The sequence below is a fragment of the Anoxybacillus sp. ST70 genome (assembly GCF_019553625.1).
In the GTDB taxonomy this organism is placed as follows: Bacteria; Bacillota; Bacilli; order Bacillales; family Anoxybacillaceae; genus Anoxybacillus; species Anoxybacillus gonensis.
In genome coordinates this window covers 131801-152842 of the sequence record NZ_JAHZOF010000001.1, presented here as the reverse complement: position 1 = coordinate 152842, position 21042 = coordinate 131801, and the positions used below count along the sequence as shown (strand labels likewise).

The following is a 21042-nucleotide window of genomic DNA, read 5'->3' as shown; positions in this document are numbered from 1 at the left end:
GGATATATGTGTTCCTCAAACGATTAGAAGCTATCGGATTTAAATCTTTTGCAGATCGCATTTCAATCGATTTTGTTCCGGGGATGACGGCCATCGTCGGTCCGAACGGAAGCGGAAAAAGCAACATTACAGATGCGATTCGTTGGGTGCTTGGGGAGCAATCGGCGAAGTCGCTTCGCGGGGCAAAAATGGAAGACGTCATTTTTTCAGGAAGCGAATCGCGCAAACCGTTAAACGTGGCTGAAGTAACATTAACGCTTGATAATAGCGATCAATTTTTGCCACTTGAATACGAAGAAGTAAGTGTAACAAGACGTGTGTATCGCTCGGGAGATAGCGAATTTTTTATTAATAAACAGCCGTGTCGCTTAAAAGATATCGTTGATTTATTTATGGATTCAGGCGTTGGTCGCGAAGCGTTTTCGATCATTAGCCAAGGAAAAGTCGAAGAAATTTTAAGCAGTAAACCGGAAGACCGTCGCATGATTTTTGAAGATGCAGCCGGTGTGTTAAAATATAAAATGAGGAAAAAAAAGGCTGAACACAAGTTAAGCGAAACAGAAGATCATTTACAACGCGTGCAAGATATTTTACATGAGTTAAACCAACAACTAGAACCGTTGAAACAACAAGCGTCCATTGCGAAAGAATATATCGAGAAAAAAGAACAATTACAAACATACGAAGTCGGGCTAATCGTCTATGAAATTGAACAGCTACATGAAAAATGGGAAGCGTTAAAAGAACAGCTCTCTATACATGAACAAAACGAGATCGAATTAGCAACGACGCTACAAAAAGAAGAAGCGCACATCGCTGAATTGCGCCATGAACTGACGGCGCTCGATGAGTCGATTGACGGCTTACAACAAGTGTTATTGCTTGTGAGCGAAGAGCTTGAAAAAATGGAAGGAAAAAAACAAGTATTAAAAGAGCGAAAAAACAACGCCCATAAGCAACAACACCAAATGGAACAAACGGTGGCCCAACTGGCTGAGCGCGAACGTGTACTGGAAGCGACCATTGCAGAAAAAAAGAAGTTGCTTCAACAGCTTCAAACAAATGTGCAAGCGCTTCAAGCCGAATTAAAAGAAAAAAATAACGTGCTTTCCGCTTACGGTCCGAAAGCAGAGGCTGAAATTGAACGGCTAAAAAGCGAATATATCGATCTCGTTCACGAGCAAGCGACGTTGAAAAATGAACGGACGCACACGGAAGCACAGTTGCAAAAAAACGAAGAGAAACAACGACAGCTGATCGCTGCAAACGACGAGCATATTCGGGCATACGAGCAAATCGTTCAACAATGGGAACAAAAGCAACAGCTTGTTCACCAATTACAGCAGCGCATCGCCGAGCAAGAAGAAGCAGTAAAAACAAAAGAACAACAATTAGCCGTTCAAAAAGAACAATATCGCAAAAAAGAAGCGACGTTATATGAAGCGTACCAATACGTACAAAAAATGAAATCAAAAAAAGAAATGCTTGAAGCGATGCAACAAGAATATGCTGGATTTTTCCAAGGTGTGAAAGAAGTATTAAAAGCAAAAGATCGCCTTCCAGGCATTCATGGGGCTGTCATTGAACTGATGACGGTGCCGTCTGAGCTAGAGACAGCGATCGAAGTGGCGCTTGGCGGAGCAGCGCAACATATCGTCGTAGAGAACGAACAAAGCGCACGCGAAGCCATTCAGTTTTTAAAGCGACATGCGTACGGACGAGCTACTTTTTTACCGCTCAACGTCATTCAAGGAAAATCGCTTCCTCCATCTGTTCGAGCGGATATGATGAAACATCCCGCTTACGTTGGCGTCGCTTCCGAATTAATTTCGTATGAAGCAACGTACGCGCAAGTGATGACAAACATTCTTGGAACGGTCATTATTACGCGCGACTTAAAAGGAGCAAATGAGCTTGCGCGCCAACTGCAATACCGCTATCGTTTCGTCACGCTTGACGGAGATGTTGTGAATCCTGGTGGAGCGATGACGGGAGGAACGGTAAACAAACAGACGAGTTCATTATTAAGCCGCACACGTGAACTTGAAGAAGTGACAGCAAGTTTTCGCGAAATCGAACGAAAAACGATTGAACTCGAACAGCGCATCCAGCGTGAAAAAGAGAAGATCGCCCAAGCAGAACAGCAACGAGAGCATCTTTATGTGGAACTGGAAGCAAACCGTATGGCGCTGCAAGAAGAAAAAAGTGCATGGACGGAACTAGATCTCCGAAAAAAACATATGGATGAGCGACTAGCTGTGTATCGCTATGAACGACAAACGCTTGAAGAAGAAAAACAACAGCTGACCGCTCGACTTCACGATGTCATGCAGCAGCTTAATGAGTTAGAGAAAAACATCGCTCATATTGACGAACAAGTACAGCAATGGACAGAAAAAAAACAGCTCGAACAACAATCAAAAGAACAAATGCAAGAACAGTTGACCGCTTTAAAAGTCGCGCTTGCAGAAAAGCAAGAACATGTAAGAAATGAAGAACAACATGTGCGGCGACTTGTCGAAGAATGGGAAGAAACGAAGCGAACGCGCGCAAAAATGGAAGAAGAGCGGCATCAACTTATTCAGCATATGAACGAGCAAACGGAAGATGAACAACAGCTCGAACGAATATGCAAAGAAAAAACGAAGCAAAAAGAAGAAACGATTCAACTGATCGCTAGCCGCCGTGAACAACGACTACAATACCAAACGAAGCTTGAACAGCTCGAAAAAGAAATAAAAGAGCTGAAACGTCAACATAAACAGTTAACAGATACGTTAAAAGACGAAGAAGTGAAGCTCGCTCGTTTTGATATGGAGTTAGATCACTTGTTAAATCGACTTCGTGAAGAATATAAACTATCGTTTGAAGCGGCGAAAGAAGCGTTCCCGCTTCACATCCCAGCGCAAGAAGCGCGGAAAAAAGTAAAGCTCATTCAATTGGCGATTGATGAGCTCGGGACGGTGAACCTTGGCGCGATTGAAGAATATGAACGCGTATTTGAGCGCCATCGCTTTTTAACGGAACAAAAAGAAGATTTACAACGCGCGAAAGATACACTTTATCAAGTGATTGACGAAATGGACGATGAAATGAAGCGAAGATTTGCGGTGACGTTTGAACAAATTCGTACGCAATTTGCGCGCGTGTTCGTCGAATTGTTTGGAGGAGGAAAAGCGGATTTAAAGCTGACCGATCCGAACGATTTACTTCATACAGGTGTCGATATTGTCGCACAGCCGCCGGGCAAAAAACTGCAACATTTAAGTTTATTATCAGGCGGTGAACGAGCGCTGACTGCCATTGCGCTTTTATTTGCTATTTTAAACGTTCGACCTGTTCCGTTTTGCGTGCTCGATGAAGTGGAAGCCGCACTAGATGAAGCGAACGTGCAACGATATGCGAAATATTTAAAGAAATTTAGCCACGAAACACAATTTATCGTCATTACTCATCGAAAGGGAACGATGGAAGAAGCAGACGTATTGTACGGAGTAACGATGCAACAATCAGGCGTATCGAAACTTGTTTCTGTTCGATTGGAAGAAGCAGCTGGAAAGAAAGGATGAGAAACGGTGAGTTTTTTTAAAAAGTTAAAAGAAAAAATTGCAAAACAAGCGGATACAGTAACGGAAAAGTTTAAGCGCGGCTTAGAAAAAACGCGCGACTCTTTTGCGGGAAAAGTGAATGACTTAATCGCCCGCTATCGAAAAGTGGACGAAGAGTTTTTTGAAGAACTAGAGGAAATTTTAATTGCGTCAGACGTTGGTGTAGCAACGGTCATGGATTTTATTGATGAGTTGAAAATGGAAGTGAAGCGCCGCAACATTCAAGACCCGAAAGAAATGTATAGCGTCATTTCCGAAAAACTCATTGATATATATCAAGCGAGCGACGATGAAACGACAGAACTAAACATTCAGCCAAACGGCTTAACGGTTATTTTATTTGTCGGTGTCAACGGCGTCGGAAAAACGACGACGATCGGAAAGCTCGCATATAAATTAAAAAACGAAGGAAAAAAAGTGATGCTTGCCGCAGGCGATACGTTCCGCGCGGGGGCGATTGAACAGTTAGAAGTATGGGGAGAGCGAGTAGGTGTCGAAGTGATTAAACAGTCAGCAGGCTCCGATCCGGCTGCGGTGATGTATGATGCGATTCAAGCGGCGAAATCGCGCAACGTCGATATTTTGCTGTGCGATACAGCTGGTCGCTTGCAAAATAAAGTGAATTTAATGAAAGAGCTTGAAAAAGTGAAACGCGTCATTGAACGAGAAGTACCTGGTGCACCGCATGAAGTGTTGCTCGTGTTAGATGCAACGACGGGACAAAATGCGATGAGCCAAGCGAAAACGTTTAAAGAAGCAACGAATGTGACCGGTATCGTGTTAACGAAGCTTGACGGAACAGCAAAAGGGGGCATCGTGTTAGCAATCCGCCACGAGCTAAACATTCCGGTGAAATTTGTCGGCTTAGGAGAGAAAATGGACGATTTAGAGCCGTTTAACGCAGAACAATTCGTTTACGGATTATTTTCATCGTTTATGGAGCGTGAAGAAGCGCAAGGAGAATAACTTGACAGCATCGGTTAAAACATATACACTAAAGTCATGTAAAGGCGTTTCACTTAACAGGGGGGAGTTTCATGCTAGAAAAAACAACGAGAATGAATTACTTATATGACTTTTACCAATCGTTGTTGACGCCGAAGCAACGGAACTATATGTCCCTTTATTATTTAGACGATTACTCCCTCGGTGAAATTGCCGAAGAGTACGAAGTAAGTCGTCAAGCTGTATACGATAATATTAAACGGACGGAAGCGATGTTAGAAGATTATGAGCAAAAACTATTGCTCTTTCAAAAGTTTCAACAGCGGCAAAAATTATTAGATGTATTAAAGACGCATATTGCCGAACGCTATCCGAACGATGAAGAGCTGATAAAGCTCGTTGCGGAGTTGGAGAAATTAGAGTAGGGGGCGGTAACGATGGCATTTGAAGGATTGGCCGACCGTCTGCAACATGTCATGAATAAAATTCGTGGCAAAGGCAAAGTCACGGAAGCCGATGTAAAAGAAATGATGCGCGAAGTGCGGCTAGCGCTATTAGAAGCTGACGTCAATTTTAAAGTTGTTAAAGACTTTGTGAAAAAAGTAAGCGAGCGAGCTGTCGGACAAGAAGTGTTGAAAAGTTTGACCCCAGGGCAGCAAGTCATTAAAGTCGTCAAAGAAGAATTGACGGAATTAATGGGAGGAGAAAATAGCAAAATTGCTGTCGCAAGCCGTCCGCCAACCGTCGTCATGATGGTCGGTTTGCAAGGGGCAGGGAAAACGACGACAACAGGGAAATTAGCGAACTTACTGCGCAAAAAACATAATCGCAAACCGTTGCTTGTTGCCTGTGACATTTACCGTCCGGCAGCGATCAAACAGCTTGAAACGCTAGGTAAACAATTGAACATCCCTGTGTTTTCGCTCGGTGATCAAGTGAGCCCGGTCGAAATTGCCAAGCAAGCGATCGCAAAAGCGAAAGAAGAACACTACGATTATGTGTTAATCGATACCGCAGGGCGACTGCACATCGACGAAGCGTTGATGGACGAATTAAAACAAATGAAAGAAGTGACGAAACCAGATGAAATTTTCCTCGTCGTCGATGCGATGACAGGGCAAGATGCGGTAAACGTCGCACAAAGCTTTAACGAACAGCTTGGCTTAACGGGCGTCATTTTGACGAAGCTCGACGGCGATACGCGCGGTGGAGCGGCGTTGTCCATTAAAGCGGTCACAAACACGCCAATTAAATTCGTCGGTATGGGCGAAAAGCTCGATGCGCTTGAACCGTTTCATCCGGAGCGTATGGCATCGCGCATTTTAGGCATGGGCGATGTACTGACGCTCATTGAAAAAGCGCAAGCGGCGGTCGATGAAGAAAAAGCAAAAGAGCTCGAACAAAAAATGCGCACCGCATCATTTACCCTTGACGACTTTTTAGAACAGCTTGGACAAGTGCGCAAACTTGGTCCGCTTGATGAAATTTTAAAAATGTTGCCGGGCGCGAACAAAGTGAAAGGGCTCAACAACTTACAAATTGATGAAAAACAAATTAGCCGCGTAGAAGCGATTATTCGCTCAATGACAAAAGAAGAAAAAATGAACCCAGACATCATTAACTCAAGCCGCAAAAAGCGAATTGCCAAAGGAAGCGGAACGACGGTTCAAGACGTCAACCGCTTGTTGAAACAATTTGACGAAATGAAAAAAATGATGAAAATGATGACAACTATACCAAAAGGGAAAAAGAAAGGGTTCCGTTTCCCGTTCATGTAAACAAAATGATAGTGTTAAGAAAAAACACTTTACAAACAAAACGTTTATTGCTAATATACTATCTTGTGTGAAATATTTTCGGAGGTGCTACAATTATGGCAGTAAAAATTCGTTTAAAACGTATGGGTGCAAAAAAATCACCATTTTATCGTATCGTTGTTGCAGACTCTCGTTCTCCACGTGACGGTCGTTTCATCGAAACAATCGGCACATACAACCCATTAACAGAGCCTGCAGAAATTAAAATTAACGAAGAGCTTGCGTTAAAATGGTTACAAAACGGTGCGAAACCATCTGACACGGTGCGCAACTTGCTTTCAAAACAAGGAATTTTAGAAAAATTCCACAACTTAAAGTACGGAAAGTAATGTATGAAAACGTTGCTTGAGACGATTGTTCGGTCACTTGTCGATCATCCGGAATGCGTCGTCATTCGCGAAACGGAACAACAACAATCGATCACATATTCGATTGCCCTTCATCACGAAGACGTTGGAAAAGTGATCGGAAAAAACGGACGAATCATTCAAGCGATTCGTACCGTTGTTCAAGCAGCAAACGAATCGAAGAAGCGAATAGACGTACGCATCGAAGAGTAAGGGAGAGGGAGATACCTCCCCTTTTTTCGTTCAGAAAGGCGGTGCGCCATGAAAATTATTCAAACGGTTGAAGTAAGACAACGATTAACAGAAAAAAGTAAGCAACAACTCATTCAACAATTGACGGCACAAAAACGACAGCTTGAACAGCAATGTGAACAGCTTATTTTTGAACAAAAACGAATGGAAAAGCAAACATCGTTTCCACCGAAACAAATTAAAGAAAAGTTTGAACGAGAAATGCAAGTTCGACGTCAAAAAATAGCGGAACTTGACTTCCTTCTCGAACAATTGCACATATTACCGATAGGAAGCGAAATAAAAGAACGAGAGGTGGAGGCGATTATCGACGTTCACATCGGTGCGCGTTGGTCGCCTCAAAAAACGATTATTATTGAAGATGGAATTGTTGTTGATATACGCGAGGGGTGATCGTTGTGAAATGGTTTAATGTCGGAAAAATTGTAAATACGCACGGCATTCGCGGTGAAGTGCGCGTCATTTCACGCACAGATTTTGCGCAAGAACGGTATAAAATCGGAAATGTGCTATATATTTTTATGGGAAGCGAGCCGCCAATTGAAGTGAAAGTGGCGGGCCATCGTGTTCATAAGTCGTTTGATTTATTGACGTTTGAAGGATATGACAACATCAATTTAGTTGAAAAATTCAAAGGCGCGATGATTAAAGTGCCAGAAAGCCAACTTCAACCGCTTGATGAAGGAGAATATTATTTCCACGAAATTATCGGCTGCACCGTTGTGACCGAAGAGGGCGAAACGATTGGCGAAGTAAAGGAAATTTTAACGCCAGGAGCAAACGATGTATGGGTCGTGAAACGGAAAAAAGGCGGAGATGTATTTATCCCTTACATTGCAGATGTCGTCAAACAAGTCGATGTCGAAAATAAAACGATTACCATTCATGTCATGGAAGGACTGCTTGACGAATGAAAATCGACGTGCTCACTTTATTTCCAACGATGTTTACTGGCGTGCTTCAAGAGTCGATTTTGAAACGAGCGCAAGAAAAAGGAGCGGTTACTTTTCAACTCGTTAATTTTCGCGAGTTTGCCGATAATAAACACCAAACGGTAGATGACTATCCTTATGGCGGTGGCGCTGGGATGGTATTAAAACCACAGCCGATTTTCGATGCGGTCGATCATTTAACGAAACAGAGCGAACATCGCCCGCGCATTATTTTACTTTGCCCACAAGGAGAACGCTACACACAAAAAAAGGCGGAGGAACTCGCCAAAGAACAACATTTAATTTTCATTTGCGGCCATTATGAAGGATATGATGAGCGCATTCGTGAGCATGTCGTAACGGATGAAATTTCCATTGGAGATTATGTGTTAACGGGCGGAGAACTGGCGGCGATGGTCGTTATTGATAGCGTCGTTCGCTTGCTTCCGGGCGTGCTTGGCAACGAACATTCTTCTGTCCTTGATTCATATAGCTCGGGCTTACTTGAACATCCGCATTATACGCGTCCTGCGGATTTTCGAGGCATGAAAGTACCAGATGTTCTTCTTTCTGGCAACCATCGTTTAATTGAAGAGTGGCGTCAAAAAGAATCGTTGCGTCGTACGTGGTTGCGACGACCAGATTTACTTGAGACGTATGAACTAACAGAACAGCAAAAAAAATGGATTGAACAATGGGAAAAAAATGAGCGGTAACTCTTGCATCCGATACATCTTTATGCTAGTATAAACGTTGTGACTTACGTCGCACGTAAAACGATGTTCCGCTGCTATGAACGATAAACATAAGCATGAGCATCTGTTGGAAGGAGATGAATATGATGCATCATTTAATTCAAGAAATTACAAAAGAACAACTACGTAACGATCTTCCTGAATTCCGCCCTGGTGACACAGTGCGCGTTCACGTAAAAGTAGTAGAAGGAAACCGTGAGCGTATCCAAGTATTTGAGGGCGTTGTCATCAAGCGTCGTGGTGGTGGAATTAGCGAAACATTTACAGTACGTAAAGTATCTTACGGTGTAGGTGTTGAGCGTACATTCCCATTACACACGCCGAAGATTGCAAAATTAGAAGTTGTTCGTCGCGGTAAAGTTCGTCGCGCGAAATTGTACTACTTGCGTCAACTCCGCGGTAAAGCAGCACGCATCAAAGAAATCATCTAACAAAAGACATGATTGCGAGGAGCTTGATCATCAAGCTCCTTTTTCAACATTCATCATATAGGTGGGAGAAGGATGGAAAAACAAAAAAACGAATGGTTTGAATGGCTAAAAGCAATTGTTATTGCGGTGGCGTTAGCAGGAGGTATTCGCTATTTTATTTTTGCCCCGATTATCGTTGAAGGGGAATCGATGATGCCGACATTACATAACCAAGATCGTATGATCGTGAATAAAGTGGCATACAAAATTGGCGAACCAGAACGATTTGATATTATTGTGTTTCATGCAGAAGAAGGAAAAGACTATATTAAGCGCGTCATTGGGCTGCCGGGCGATCGCATTGAATATAAAAATGATACGTTATATGTTAACGGAAAGCCGTATAAAGAGCCTTATTTAGACGAAGAGAAAAAGCAAGTATTTGATGGTCCGCTAACAGAATCGTTTACACTTGAAGAACTATGGGGACGAAAAACGGTTCCAGAAGGTCATTTATTCGTGCTCGGAGATAATCGTCGCTACAGCAAAGATAGCCGTCATATCGGCTTTATTCCAATGGATAAAGTTGTAGGCAAAACGTCGGTCGTCTATTGGCCCCTTTCTGATGCGCGAATTGTTGAATAACATCATACAAAGTAGGTGGCAACGATGACGATTCAATGGTTTCCCGGCCATATGGCGAAGGCGAAACGAGAAGTAACAGAAAAATTAAAGCTCATTGATATCGTATTTGAACTTGTTGATGCGCGCATTCCGATGTCATCTCGCAATCCGTTAATTGACGAAATTGTCGCCAATAAGCCGCGCATGATGTTGTTAAATAAAGCGGATATGGCTGATCCAGACGTCACAAAGCAATGGATTGAATTTTTCGCCACGCAACAAATCGAAGCGATTGCGATCGACTCACAAAGCGGAACGGGCGTGAAGCAAATTGTGACGGTCGCAAAAGAGAAGTTGCGCCCAAAGTTTGAAAAAATGATGGCTAAAGGAATTAAACGTCCTCGCGCGATGCGCGCGTTAATTGTCGGTATTCCAAACGTCGGAAAATCGACGCTCATTAACCGACTGGCTGGAAAACATATCGCGAAAACGGGCGATACACCAGGAGTGACGAAAGCACAACAATGGATTAAAGTCGGCAAAGAACTTGAGCTGCTTGATACGCCAGGGATTTTATGGCCAAAGTTTGAAGACGAAGAAGTCGGATTCAAGCTTGCGACAACAGGGGCAATTAAAGATACGATTTTAAATTTACAAGACGTCGCTGTATATGCGTTACGCTTTTTAGCTGCTTATTATCCTGAGCGTTTAAAAGAACGGTACGCGCTTTCGGATATTCCAGAAGACATCGTTGTATTGTTTGATGAAATCGGAAAAAGACGAGGCTGTTTAGCTGCTGGAGGCGTCGTAGATTACGATAAAGTAGCTGAGCTTGTGTTGCGCGATATTCGCACAGAAAAATTAGGACGGCTCAGTTTTGATCGCCTGTAAGGTTCGCATAAGCGGGCCTTTATTTTTTTGCCAATTTGCCGATATAAGATATAAGGAGTGATCGAGTGTGAATATGCAAGAGATCAAACAACGATTACAAACGATTTGCGATGAAACAGATGAATGGTTTCAACAACTATTACACGATGAGCGAAAAGGCGTCCAACGCCTCGTTCAACAATGGTATAAACAAAAAGAAACAGAAAAACGCGAACGGGAACGTTTTTCGCATATGTTGCAATATGAGCAGGCGCTATATGAAAAAGGCGTGCGCTACATCGCTGGGGTAGATGAAGTGGGACGCGGTCCGCTCGCTGGCCCAGTTGTTGCCGCTGCGGTCATTTTGCCGAAAGACGTTTTTTTACCTCATTTGGACGATTCGAAAAAACTATCGGAAACGAAGCGAGAGCAATTGTTTTCTGTCATTCAGCAAACGGCGCTTGCGATCGGCATCGGCATAGTGAGCGCCCGTGAAATTGACGAGCTAAACATTTACGAAGCGACGAAAAAAGCGATGGTGCAAGCCGTTCAAGCGCTTGCGATCGCTCCCGAACATTTGCTTATTGATGCGATGCACATTCCGCTATCGATTCCGCAAACATCCATCATTAAAGGAGATGCGCATAGTGCATCCATTGCTGCAAGCTCCATTATAGCGAAAGTGACGCGCGATCGGATGATGAAACAGCTAGGTGAGAAATATCCGCAATATGGATTTGAGAAACATATGGGATACGGAACGAAAGCGCATATCCAAGCGATTGAACGATATGGTGTCATTGAAGAACATCGTCGTTCTTTTGCGCCAATTCGTGAGCGAATGAAACGAGGGGAATGAAATGAACGTCCAATGGATGCGCACGTTATTTGACGATAGGCAAACGGTCCGCTTGCCAAAAGGATCGACGTTTCAAGTTGGCGACATGATTTACGGAAAAATCGAAAAAATCAATGAAGATCAAACGGCGCTCGTTCGCATCGGAGGTTATACGCTGACAGCAGAATTGCATTCACCTGTTAAAGAAGGCGGAACATATACGTTTCAAGTGCGAAAGACGATGCCGCTTGAGCTGAACATATTGCCTCGTCCAGCAAAGCTGACAGATGAAGAAAGCGTCATTCGTCATTTTCGTCTACCAGAGAATGAACAAACGAAAGCGCTCGTTCGTTGGATGATGAATGAATCATTTTCGTTTAAAAAGAACGACATGGCGCTCATTCGGCACTGGTTGCGAACAGGCGGTGAAAAAGAGGTGCAAGCAATCAAATGGCTGTTGACGCACGATTTGCCGCTTCATGATGATGTGTTTCGTGCGCTCGTCACTTTACAGCATGATCAGCCGCTATATGAACAGCGGTTTATGCTTGCCGAGCTTATTGATCGCGCTCATCCAAACGGAACGTTAGCGACACTTTCTTCCTATTTACGCCATATGCCGACACTTTCTTCTTTTTCGCCTGAACATATTCAACAACTGCTTGAAAAGATGATGAAACAACAAGATGAATGGCTCGTTTTATTGCAAACAGCAGCAGAAGAAGCAACAGGTGAGTTAAAAGCGGAGATCACCTCATTACTTGATCGGATGAAAGCATATCAGTTGTTATCAACAAACAACCATTCGCTCCAACATATATTTACTCAATTTCCATTATTCATTGGGACGCATGCAACAGATGTGACGATTCAATGGCGCGGAAAACAACGAGAAAATGGACAAATGGATACAGACTATTGTCGCATTTTATTTTATTTGACGATGGCGACGTTAAAAGAAACGATTGTAGACGTTCATATTCAACAACGCATCGTTCATATTTCGATCATTAACGACACGCCCCATGTAGAACTGTACGCATCCGCCCTTGAGCCGTCACTAAAAGAGAAGCTTGCTGAAGATGGCTACACGCTTTCTGCCGTTTCCGTTAAACCGCCAATGAACAAGCGAAGCGAACGGTTACTTGTTGAACCATTTTCTTATAAAGGAGTCGATTATCGCGTATGAAACGAAAACGTGCCGTTGCTTTGTCATACAACGAACAACATATTGCCCCCGTCGTTGTGGCAAAAGGGGAAGGAATGGTTGCTGAGCGTATCATTGAACGCGCGAAACAATACGACGTCCCGATTTACGAAGATCAAACGCTCGCTACAATGCTTAGTCAATTACAATTGAACGAAACGATTCCCGAGGAGCTGTACAAAGTCGTTGCTGAAGTATTTGCGTTTATTTATCAAATAGAAAAAAAGATAGAGGAGCGCTCGTGAAGTGACCGTCGCTTCTTTTTCTTTTGTTAAAGAATTTTCTGTCTAAATGGTAGACAACTGACAAAGTATCATTATACAATGAAAGCGCTAGTACTTTTATTTTTATACATAGGAGGATGGGGTATGAATATTCATGAGTATCAAGGAAAAGAGATCCTCAGAAGCTACGGAGTGAGCGTGCCGAACGGCCGTGTGGCGTTTACGGTTGAAGAAGCGGTCGAGGCGGCGAAAGAGCTTGGCAGTAGCGTTTGTGTCGTCAAAGCGCAAATTCATGCCGGCGGTCGCGGAAAAGCAGGGGGGGTAAAAGTTGCGAAAAGTTTAGAAGAAGTTCGTACATATGCGAGTGAGCTATTAGGAAAAGTGCTTGTTACGCATCAAACAGGTCCAGAAGGAAAAGAAGTAAAACGTCTTCTTATCGAAGAAGGATGCGACATTAAAAAAGAATATTACATTGGACTTGTTGTTGACCGTGCAACATCCCGCGTTGTTTTAATGGGATCTGAAGAAGGTGGAACAGAAATTGAAGAAGTAGCGGCAAAAACGCCAGAGAAAATTTTTAAAGAGTACATTGATCCAGCTGTCGGCTTACAAGCGTTTCAAGCGCGTCGCATGGCGTTTAACATCAACATTCCGAAAGAGCTTGTCAATCAAGCGGTCAAATTTATGTTAGGCTTATATCAAGTGTTCGTCGAAAAAGATTGCTCGATCGCTGAAATTAACCCGCTCGTTGTTACAGGAGACGGAAAAGTTATGGCGCTTGATGCGAAGTTAAACTTTGATTCTAACGCGTTATATCGCCATAAAGACATTTTAGAATATCGCGATTTAGACGAAGAAGATCCAAAAGAAATTGAAGCATCAAAATATGATTTAAACTACATTTCGCTTGATGGAAACATCGGCTGCATGGTAAACGGTGCAGGCTTAGCGATGGCGACAATGGACATTATTAAATATTATGGCGGCGAACCAGCGAACTTTTTAGATGTTGGTGGCGGTGCGACGACAGAGAAAGTAACGGAAGCATTTAAAATCATTTTATCTGATCCGAAAGTAAAAGGCATTTTCGTAAACATTTTCGGAGGCATTATGAAATGCGACGTGATCGCAAACGGTATTGTTGAAGCGACAAAACAAGTCGGTTTAAACCTTCCGCTCGTCGTTCGTTTAGAAGGAACAAACGTCGAATTAGGCAAAAAGATTTTAGAACAGTCTGGACTAAACATTACAGCCGCTGAATCGATGGCAGACGGCGCGCAAAAAATCGTTTCGCTAGTAAGCTAATAGAAGGGATGGGAGAAACGTGAGCGTTTTTGTTAATAAAGATACGAAAGTAATCGTGCAAGGAATTACAGGTTCACAAGGATTGTTCCATACAAAACAAATGATCGAATACGGCACAAACATCGTTGGTGGTGTCACACCAGGAAAAGGTGGAACAGAAGTGGAAGGTGTGCCTGTATTTGATACGGTGTCTGAAGCGGTTGAAAAAACAGGAGCGAACGCTTCTGTCATCTATGTTCCGCCGGCATTTGCTGCGGATGCAATTATGGAAGCTGTTGATGCAGAAATCGACTTAGTTGTTTGTATTACAGAAGGCATTCCTGTATTGGATATGGTGAAAGTCAAGCGCTATATGGAAGGCAAGAAAACGCGCCTCATCGGTCCGAACTGCCCTGGCGTCATCACGCCAGAAGAATGTAAAATCGGCATTATGCCAGGTTACATTCATAAAAAAGGTCACGTCGGTATCGTTTCGCGCTCTGGTACGTTAACGTACGAAGCGGTTCACCAATTAACACAAGCAGGCATCGGTCAATCGACGGCCATTGGCATTGGTGGTGACCCAGTGAACGGGACAAACTTTATCGACGTATTAAAGGCGTTTAACGAAGATGAAGACACATATGCGGTCATTATGATCGGTGAAATTGGTGGAACAGCAGAAGAAGAAGCGGCAGAATGGGTGAAAGCGAACATGACAAAGCCGGTTGTCGGCTTTATTGGTGGACAAACAGCTCCTCCAGGAAAGCGCATGGGACATGCTGGTGCGATCATTTCTGGGGGCAAAGGAACAGCCGCAGAAAAAATTCAAACGATGACAGCATGCGGCATTAAAGTGGCTGAAACGCCATCTGTGATCGGCGAAACGCTCATCTCTGTATTAAAAGAACGCGGTTTATACGAAAAGTGTAAAACACATTAATCGTTCAATCGTCCTAAGGAGCAGACCTTAGGACGATTTTTATACAAAGGAGGGATATGATGTACGATACAGATCGCGAAAGGCTTATTCATTTGCATCATTGTCGTGGGATCGGATGGAAAAGCATCGCGCGCTTACTTGATGTTGATCCATCCCTTGCCTCTATTTTTCATCTTTCTTCTCAGCAACTTCAACGATTACTGACAATCCCCGAAAAACATTTCGCTGCTTTTTTCCATGATTTGCATTGTCACAAATTGAAACGTATGATAAAAACATATGAGGAGCAAAACATTCATATTGTAACAATGAAGGACGACGAATACCCAGGGTGGCTTAAACATATATACGATCCGCCATGGGTACTATATGCGAAAGGAAACGTGCAATTATTGAAGCGAAAAAAATTAATAAGCGTCGTCGGGACACGAACACCAACCCGTCAAGGAATTGCAGCGATGCACATCGTTTTTCCGCCGCTCATTGAACGCGGGTGGGTCATTGTGAGCGGATTAGCGAAAGGTGTCGATGCCGAAGCGCATCGTTTATGTTTACGCCATAACGGTGAAACAATTGCGGTCATGGCAGGGGGATTGCGTTATATATATCCTCCTGAAAATGAATCATTATTTCGACAATTAGCGACAACCCAACTCGTTATTTCTGAGTACCCGCCGTTTGTTCGCCCACAAACATGGCATTTTCCAATGCGCAACCGGATCATTAGCGGTTTGTCTGTTGGCACGGTTGTCGTGCAGGCGAAAGAGCGAAGCGGCTCACTAATTACTGCTCATTTTGCGCTACAACAAGGAAGGGAAGTGTTTGCAATCCCAGGTGACATCACGACAAAAGAAGCGCACGGAACGAATCGCTTAATCCAACAAGGAGCGAAATTAATCTTATCAAGCGACGATATCGAAGAGGAATTTCGACATCTTTTTACATGAGCGAAAGAAAAAATCGAAAAATGATGTTTGACAAATGAACGAATCATCATTAATAATAATGAAGATTTTATTTTACGAATTACCTCTTAAGGGAGGACAAAATGATGTCAGACTACTTAGTCATTGTAGAGTCGCCAGCAAAGGCGAAAACGATTGAAAGATACTTAGGAAAAAAGTATAAAGTAAAAGCATCGATGGGGCATGTGCGCGATTTGCCAAAAAGTCAAATGGGCGTTGATATACAAAACGATTATGAACCGAAGTATATTACGATTCGTGGCAAAGGTTCGGTCATCAAAGAGTTGAAAACAGCAGCGAAAAAAGCAAAAAAAGTATTTCTTGCAGCCGACCCGGATCGCGAAGGGGAAGCGATCGCTTGGCATTTAGCACATTTGCTTGATTTAAATACCGACTCCCCATGTCGCGTTGTATTTAACGAAATTACAAAAGATGCGATTAAACAGTCGTTTGAACAACCGCGCGCCATTAATATGCATTTAGTTCATGCACAACAAGCGCGGCGCGTGCTCGATCGCCTTGTCGGCTACAACATTAGCCCGTTGCTTTGGAAAAAAGTAAAAAAAGGGTTAAGCGCAGGGCGTGTGCAATCTGTTGCGCTTCGCTTAATTATTGATCGTGAAAAAGAAATTCAATCGTTTCAACCAGAAGAATATTGGACGATTCAAGGGACGTTTGTCAAAGGCAATGACACATTTGAAGCGCAATTTTATCGGCTAGACAACAAAACGATCGATTTAAAAGCAGAACAAGATGTACAACATGTGTTAAGCCATATACAAGGGAATGAATTTGTCGTCACAGCGGTAACGAAAAAAGAGCGAAAGCGCAATCCGGTCGCCCCGTTCATTACATCGTCATTACAACAAGAAGCTGCACGGAAGTTGAATTTTCGCACGAAAAAGACGATGATGGTCGCACAACAGCTATACGAAGGAATTGATCTTGGAAGCGAAGGAACTGTCGGTTTAATTACATATATGCGTACAGACTCCACGCGTGTATCAGAAAGCGCTCAACAAGAGGCGATTCAGTATATTGAACAGACGTTCGGTACATCATATGTAGCAACAGAAAAAAGAAAAGAAAAACAAAACGCGAACGCGCAAGATGCGCACGAAGCGATTCGCCCAACATCCGTCTGGCGTCATCCGAGCGCCATTAAACCGCATGTGACACGCGATCAATATCAGCTATACAAACTGATTTGGGAGCGCTTTATCGCTAGCCAAATGGCCCCAGCTGTGCTCGATACGGTCGCGGTCGAGCTTTCAAACGGTTCGGTCGTCTTTCGTGCGACTGGCTCGACAGTCAAATTTCCAGGCTTTATGAAAGTATATGTGGAAGGAACAGACGATCCGAAAGATGAACAACAACGATTACTGCCAGATTTTGTTGAAGGGGAGCGCGTATTTAGTAAAGATATTGAAGGAAAGCAACATTTTACACAGCCGCCACCACGTTATACGGAAGCGCGCCTTGTCAAGACGTTAGAAGAGCTCGGCATCGGTCGTCCATCGACATACGCTCCGACGCTCGATACGATTCAAAAACGCAATTATGTGACGCTTGAGAACAAACGATTCGTTCCAACAGAGCTTGGGGAAATTGTCCTTGATTTAATGATGCAATTTTTCCCGGAAATTTTAGATGTCGAGTTTACAGCAAAAATGGAAAAAAACTTAGATGACATTGAAGAAGGGAAAGTAGAATGGGTACGCATCATTGACGAATTTTATCGCGAGTTTGAAAAGCGGTTAAAAGTGGCTGAAGTTGAAATGGAAAAAGTCGAAATAGAAGATGAATCAGCGGATGTCGATTGCGATGTATGCGGAAGCCCAATGGTGTACAAAATGGGGCGCTTCGGAAAGTTTATCGCTTGTTCAAATTTCCCGCAATGTCGCAATACAAAAGCGATCGTCAAACATATCGGTGTGACATGTCCGCGCTGTCATGAAGGAAATATCGTCGAACGAAAAAGCAAAAAGAAGCGCATGTTTTATGGTTGCGATCGTTTCCCAACATGCGACTTCGTTTCATGGGATAAACCGATCAATCGACCGTGTCCAAAATGCGGTGGCATGCTCGTTGAGAAAAAAGGGAAAAAGAGCGTGCACATTCAATGTACACAATGTGAATATAACGAACAACAGTAAGGTGAGGCGAATACCCTCACCCATTTTATCGAGGAGGGAATATAGATGGAAGTAACAGTCATTGGAGCAGGATTAGCAGGAAGTGAGGCGGCATGGCAACTCGCGAAGCGCGGCATTCGCGTCAAATTATATGAAATGCGCCCGGTGAAACAAACCCCTGCGCATCATACAGACAAGTTTGCAGAACTTGTATGCAGCAATTCTCTTCGCGCAAATACGTTAACGAATGCAGTCGGTGTATTAAAAGAAGAAATGCGTCGGTTAGATTCCGTCATTATGAAAGCAGCGGACTCTTGTTCCGTGCCCGCTGGTGGAGCTTTAGCTGTCGACCGTCACGAATTTGCGGCGAAAGTCACAGACATGGTAGCGAATCATCCGAATGTGACGGTTGTGCGCGAAGAAGTAACAACCATTCTAACAGGCCCAACGATTATTGCGACAGGTCCGTTAACATCGCAGCCGCTTTCGGAACAGCTTAAGGCGTTGACAGGGGAAGAATATTTATATTTTTACGATGCGGCTGCACCGATTGTTGAGAAAGAAAGCATTGATATGGAAAAAGTGTATATAAAGTCCCGCTACGACAAAGGGGAAGCAGCATACATTAATTGTCCGATGACAGAAGAGGAGTTCGACCGATTTTATGATGCGCTCATTTCTGCTGAAACAGTACCTTTAAAAGAGTTTGAAAAAGAAATTTATTTTGAAGGATGTATGCCAATTGAAGTGATGGCGCGACGCGGAAAAAAGACGTTGTTGTTTGGACCAATGAAACCTGTCGGCTTAGAAGATCCGCGTACAGGCAAACGTCCTTTTGCTGTCGTCCAGCTTCGTCAAGATGATGCTGCAGGAACGTTGTACAATATTGTCGGTTTTCAAACGCATTTAAAATGGGGGGCGCAAAAAGAAGTCATTCGCCTCATTCCAGGGCTTGAGCAAGCAGAAATTGTACGATATGGTGTCATGCACCGTAATACGTTTATTAATTCGCCGAAGTTATTAAAACCGACATATCAATATAAAGAAAGAGAAGATTTATTTTTTGCAGGACAAATGACCGGGGTCGAAGGATATGTCGAGTCAGCGGCATCAGGACTTGTGGCGGGGATCAATGCTGCGCACTATGTGCTTGGAAAAGAACTTGTCGTATTTCCACAAGAAACGGCCATTGGAAGCATGGCGCATTATATTACATCGGCGAATCCGAAACATTTTCAACCGATGAATGCGAATTTCGGTTTATTCGCACCGCTCGACGAGCCAATGAAAGATAAAAAGAAAAAGAATGAACGATATGCACAACGGGCATTAGAAACGATTCGGAATTTTTTAAAAAAATGGTGAAATTCGTTGCAAGAGCTACTAAATTGTGCTACTATTTAGTAGCTCTTGTGAGGTGATCGAATGGAAAATGTGAATTTTACGTTAAATTTGTTCATTGAATATTTACAAATAGAAAAAAATTATTCAGAATATACAATTGCGTGTTATAAGCATGATATTGGCGAATTTTTTGAATTTATGGAGCGCGAACAAGTTAAACAGTTGCAAGAAGTGTCTTACAGCGACGTTCGCTTGTTTTTAACAGAGCTTCATAAACGTCAGCAATCAAGCCGTTCGATTGCCCGGAAAATGTCGAGCTTGCGCAGCTTTTATAAATTTTTAATGCGGGAGAAAATCGTTTCTGAAAATCCGTTTGCGCTTGCATCGTTGCCGAAAAAAGAACAGAAAATTCCACATTTTTTGTATCCAGATGAATTAGAACAGTTGTTTGTTGTCAATGATTTGAATACAGCGATCGGTCAACGAAACCAAGCGATCATTGAACTATTATACGCAACAGGTGTTCGTGTAAGTGAATGTTGTAACATTCGCTTATCGCACATTGATTTCTCTGTATGTACCATTTTAATTTACGGAAAAGGAAATAAACAGCGATATGTCCCGTTTGGTACGTATGCAAAAGAAGCGCTTGAACGATATATACAAGACGGACGTCAGCAACTGGTAAGTAAAGCAAAAGCGCCAACGGATGTGCTTTTTTTAAATGCGCGTGGTGGAGCATTAACGCCAAGAGGGGTACGTCACATTTTAAACGACATCGTTGAACAAGCTGCCCTTTCTTTGAAAGTTAGTCCCCATGTGTTTCGCCATACGTTTGCGACGCATTTATTAAATGAAGGTGCTGATTTACGTTCTGTGCAAGAATTGTTAGGTCATGCGCATCTTTCGTCAACACAAGTGTATACACATGTAACGAAAGATCATTTGCGCCACGTTTATTTACATTCTCACCCGCGTGCATAAAAAGGAGGATGGGTTATGAGTCAATTTCATGCGACGACGATTTTTGCGATTCGCCATCAAGGAAAAGGAGCGATGGCGGGCGATGGTCAAGTAACGTTCGGCAATGCCGTAGTAATGAAACATACAGCGCGGAAAATTCGTAAACTTTTTCATGGCAAAGTGTTAGCTGGTTTTGCAGGCGCGGTAGCTGATGCGTTTACGCTGTTTGAAATGTTTGAAGGAAAGTTAGAAGAATACAACGGAAATTTACAACGGGCAGCGGTTGAGCTAGCGAAAGAGTGGCGGAGCGACAAAGTGTTGCGCCGATTAGAAGCGATGTTAATCGTCATGGATGCCACACATATGTTGCTCATTTCTGGAACAGGCGAAGTCATTGAACCAGACGATAACATTTTAGCGATTGGCTCCGGTGGTAACTATGCGTTAGCAGCTGGTCGGGCATTGAAGACGTATGCAGGTGAACATTTAACAGCGAAGCAAATTGCGGAAGCGGCATTAAAAGTAGCGAGCGATATTTGCGTGTACACAAACGATAGCATTATCGTTGAAGAGCTGTAG

At 43.2% G+C, this 21042-nt stretch carries 22 protein-coding genes; all 22 read left to right on the top strand.

The window, feature by feature from the left end:
* Positions 1-8 precede the first annotated feature (8 nt).
* The 22 genes from smc to hslV all read left to right on the top strand — a co-directional run bounded on the left by smc (position 9) and on the right by hslV (position 21042).
* Positions 9-3569 carry a chromosome segregation protein SMC gene (gene smc, locus K1I43_RS00775; RefSeq protein WP_019418392.1) on the top strand — a complete coding sequence of 1187 codons (3561 nt, stop codon included), beginning with the start codon at positions 9-11 and terminating at the stop codon, positions 3567-3569.
* A 6-nt stretch (positions 3570-3575) separates the two neighbouring features.
* On the top strand, positions 3576-4574 hold the full coding sequence (gene ftsY / locus K1I43_RS00770) for a signal recognition particle-docking protein FtsY (protein ID WP_019418393.1): 999 nt from the start codon (positions 3576-3578) through the stop codon (positions 4572-4574).
* A gap of 71 nt (positions 4575-4645) precedes the next feature.
* The gene (locus K1I43_RS00765; RefSeq protein WP_019418394.1) at positions 4646-4978 is read left to right on the top strand and encodes a putative DNA-binding protein; all 333 of its coding nucleotides are present in this window, start codon (positions 4646-4648) and stop codon (positions 4976-4978) included.
* 12 nt (positions 4979-4990) lie between these two features.
* Positions 4991-6331: a signal recognition particle protein gene (gene ffh, locus K1I43_RS00760; RefSeq protein WP_019418395.1), complete on the top strand. Its 1341-nt coding sequence runs from the start codon at positions 4991-4993 to the stop codon at positions 6329-6331.
* Positions 6332-6426: 95 nt separating this feature from the next.
* Positions 6427-6699, top strand: a complete 273-nt coding sequence (gene rpsP, locus K1I43_RS00755) for a 30S ribosomal protein S16 (RefSeq protein ID WP_004891099.1) — start codon at positions 6427-6429, stop codon at positions 6697-6699.
* Between the two features lie 3 nt (positions 6700-6702).
* Positions 6703-6930 carry a KH domain-containing protein gene (locus K1I43_RS00750; protein ID WP_009732863.1) on the top strand — a complete coding sequence of 76 codons (228 nt, stop codon included), beginning with the start codon at positions 6703-6705 and terminating at the stop codon, positions 6928-6930.
* Positions 6931-6978: 48 nt separating this feature from the next.
* A complete protein-coding gene (locus K1I43_RS00745; protein WP_009732864.1) occupies positions 6979-7362 on the top strand; it encodes a YlqD family protein in 384 nt (127 codons plus the stop codon).
* The gene (gene rimM, locus K1I43_RS00740; protein ID WP_284438257.1) at positions 7362-7883 is read left to right on the top strand and encodes a ribosome maturation factor RimM; all 522 of its coding nucleotides are present in this window, start codon (positions 7362-7364) and stop codon (positions 7881-7883) included. Before K1I43_RS00745 ends, rimM begins: the two co-directional genes overlap by 1 nt.
* Positions 7880-8617, top strand: a complete 738-nt coding sequence (gene trmD, locus K1I43_RS00735; protein ID WP_019418397.1) for a tRNA (guanosine(37)-N1)-methyltransferase TrmD — start codon at positions 7880-7882, stop codon at positions 8615-8617. Before rimM ends, trmD begins: the two co-directional genes overlap by 4 nt.
* Positions 8618-8742: 125 nt before the next feature.
* On the top strand, positions 8743-9087 hold the full coding sequence (gene rplS, locus K1I43_RS00730; RefSeq protein WP_003394943.1) for a 50S ribosomal protein L19: 345 nt from the start codon (positions 8743-8745) through the stop codon (positions 9085-9087).
* 72 nt (positions 9088-9159) lie between these two features.
* A complete protein-coding gene (gene lepB / locus K1I43_RS00725) occupies positions 9160-9711 on the top strand; it encodes a signal peptidase I (protein WP_009732867.1) in 552 nt (183 codons plus the stop codon).
* 15 nt (positions 9712-9726) lie between these two features.
* The gene (gene ylqF, locus K1I43_RS00720; RefSeq protein ID WP_019418399.1) at positions 9727-10581 is read left to right on the top strand and encodes a ribosome biogenesis GTPase YlqF; all 855 of its coding nucleotides are present in this window, start codon (positions 9727-9729) and stop codon (positions 10579-10581) included.
* 73 nt (positions 10582-10654) lie between these two features.
* A complete protein-coding gene (locus K1I43_RS00715) occupies positions 10655-11419 on the top strand; it encodes a ribonuclease HII (protein WP_033383618.1) in 765 nt (254 codons plus the stop codon).
* A 1-nt stretch (position 11420) separates the two neighbouring features.
* A complete protein-coding gene (locus tag K1I43_RS00710; protein WP_019418400.1) occupies positions 11421-12587 on the top strand; it encodes a hypothetical protein in 1167 nt (388 codons plus the stop codon).
* On the top strand, positions 12584-12850 hold the full coding sequence (locus K1I43_RS00705) for an EscU/YscU/HrcU family type III secretion system export apparatus switch protein (RefSeq protein ID WP_009732871.1): 267 nt from the start codon (positions 12584-12586) through the stop codon (positions 12848-12850). Before K1I43_RS00710 ends, K1I43_RS00705 begins: the two co-directional genes overlap by 4 nt.
* A gap of 123 nt (positions 12851-12973) precedes the next feature.
* Entirely contained in the window at positions 12974-14134 is a 1161-nt protein-coding gene (gene sucC / locus K1I43_RS00700; RefSeq protein ID WP_009732872.1) for an ADP-forming succinate--CoA ligase subunit beta, read from the top strand.
* 19 nt (positions 14135-14153) lie between these two features.
* The gene (sucD, locus tag K1I43_RS00695) at positions 14154-15056 is read left to right on the top strand and encodes a succinate--CoA ligase subunit alpha (protein WP_019418402.1); all 903 of its coding nucleotides are present in this window, start codon (positions 14154-14156) and stop codon (positions 15054-15056) included.
* A 59-nt stretch (positions 15057-15115) separates the two neighbouring features.
* A complete protein-coding gene (gene dprA, locus K1I43_RS00690; RefSeq protein WP_019418403.1) occupies positions 15116-16003 on the top strand; it encodes a DNA-processing protein DprA in 888 nt (295 codons plus the stop codon).
* A gap of 104 nt (positions 16004-16107) precedes the next feature.
* Positions 16108-18177, top strand: a complete 2070-nt coding sequence (gene topA, locus K1I43_RS00685; RefSeq protein WP_019418404.1) for a type I DNA topoisomerase — start codon at positions 16108-16110, stop codon at positions 18175-18177.
* Between the two features lie 45 nt (positions 18178-18222).
* Complete coding sequence (gene trmFO / locus K1I43_RS00680) at positions 18223-19521, top strand: FADH(2)-oxidizing methylenetetrahydrofolate--tRNA-(uracil(54)-C(5))-methyltransferase TrmFO (RefSeq protein ID WP_019418405.1); 1299 nt, start codon at positions 18223-18225, stop codon at positions 19519-19521.
* A gap of 60 nt (positions 19522-19581) precedes the next feature.
* Positions 19582-20484, top strand: a complete 903-nt coding sequence (gene xerC / locus K1I43_RS00675) for a tyrosine recombinase XerC (protein WP_019418406.1) — start codon at positions 19582-19584, stop codon at positions 20482-20484.
* A 15-nt stretch (positions 20485-20499) separates the two neighbouring features.
* Positions 20500-21042, top strand: a complete 543-nt coding sequence (gene hslV / locus K1I43_RS00670) for an ATP-dependent protease subunit HslV (protein ID WP_009732878.1) — start codon at positions 20500-20502, stop codon at positions 21040-21042.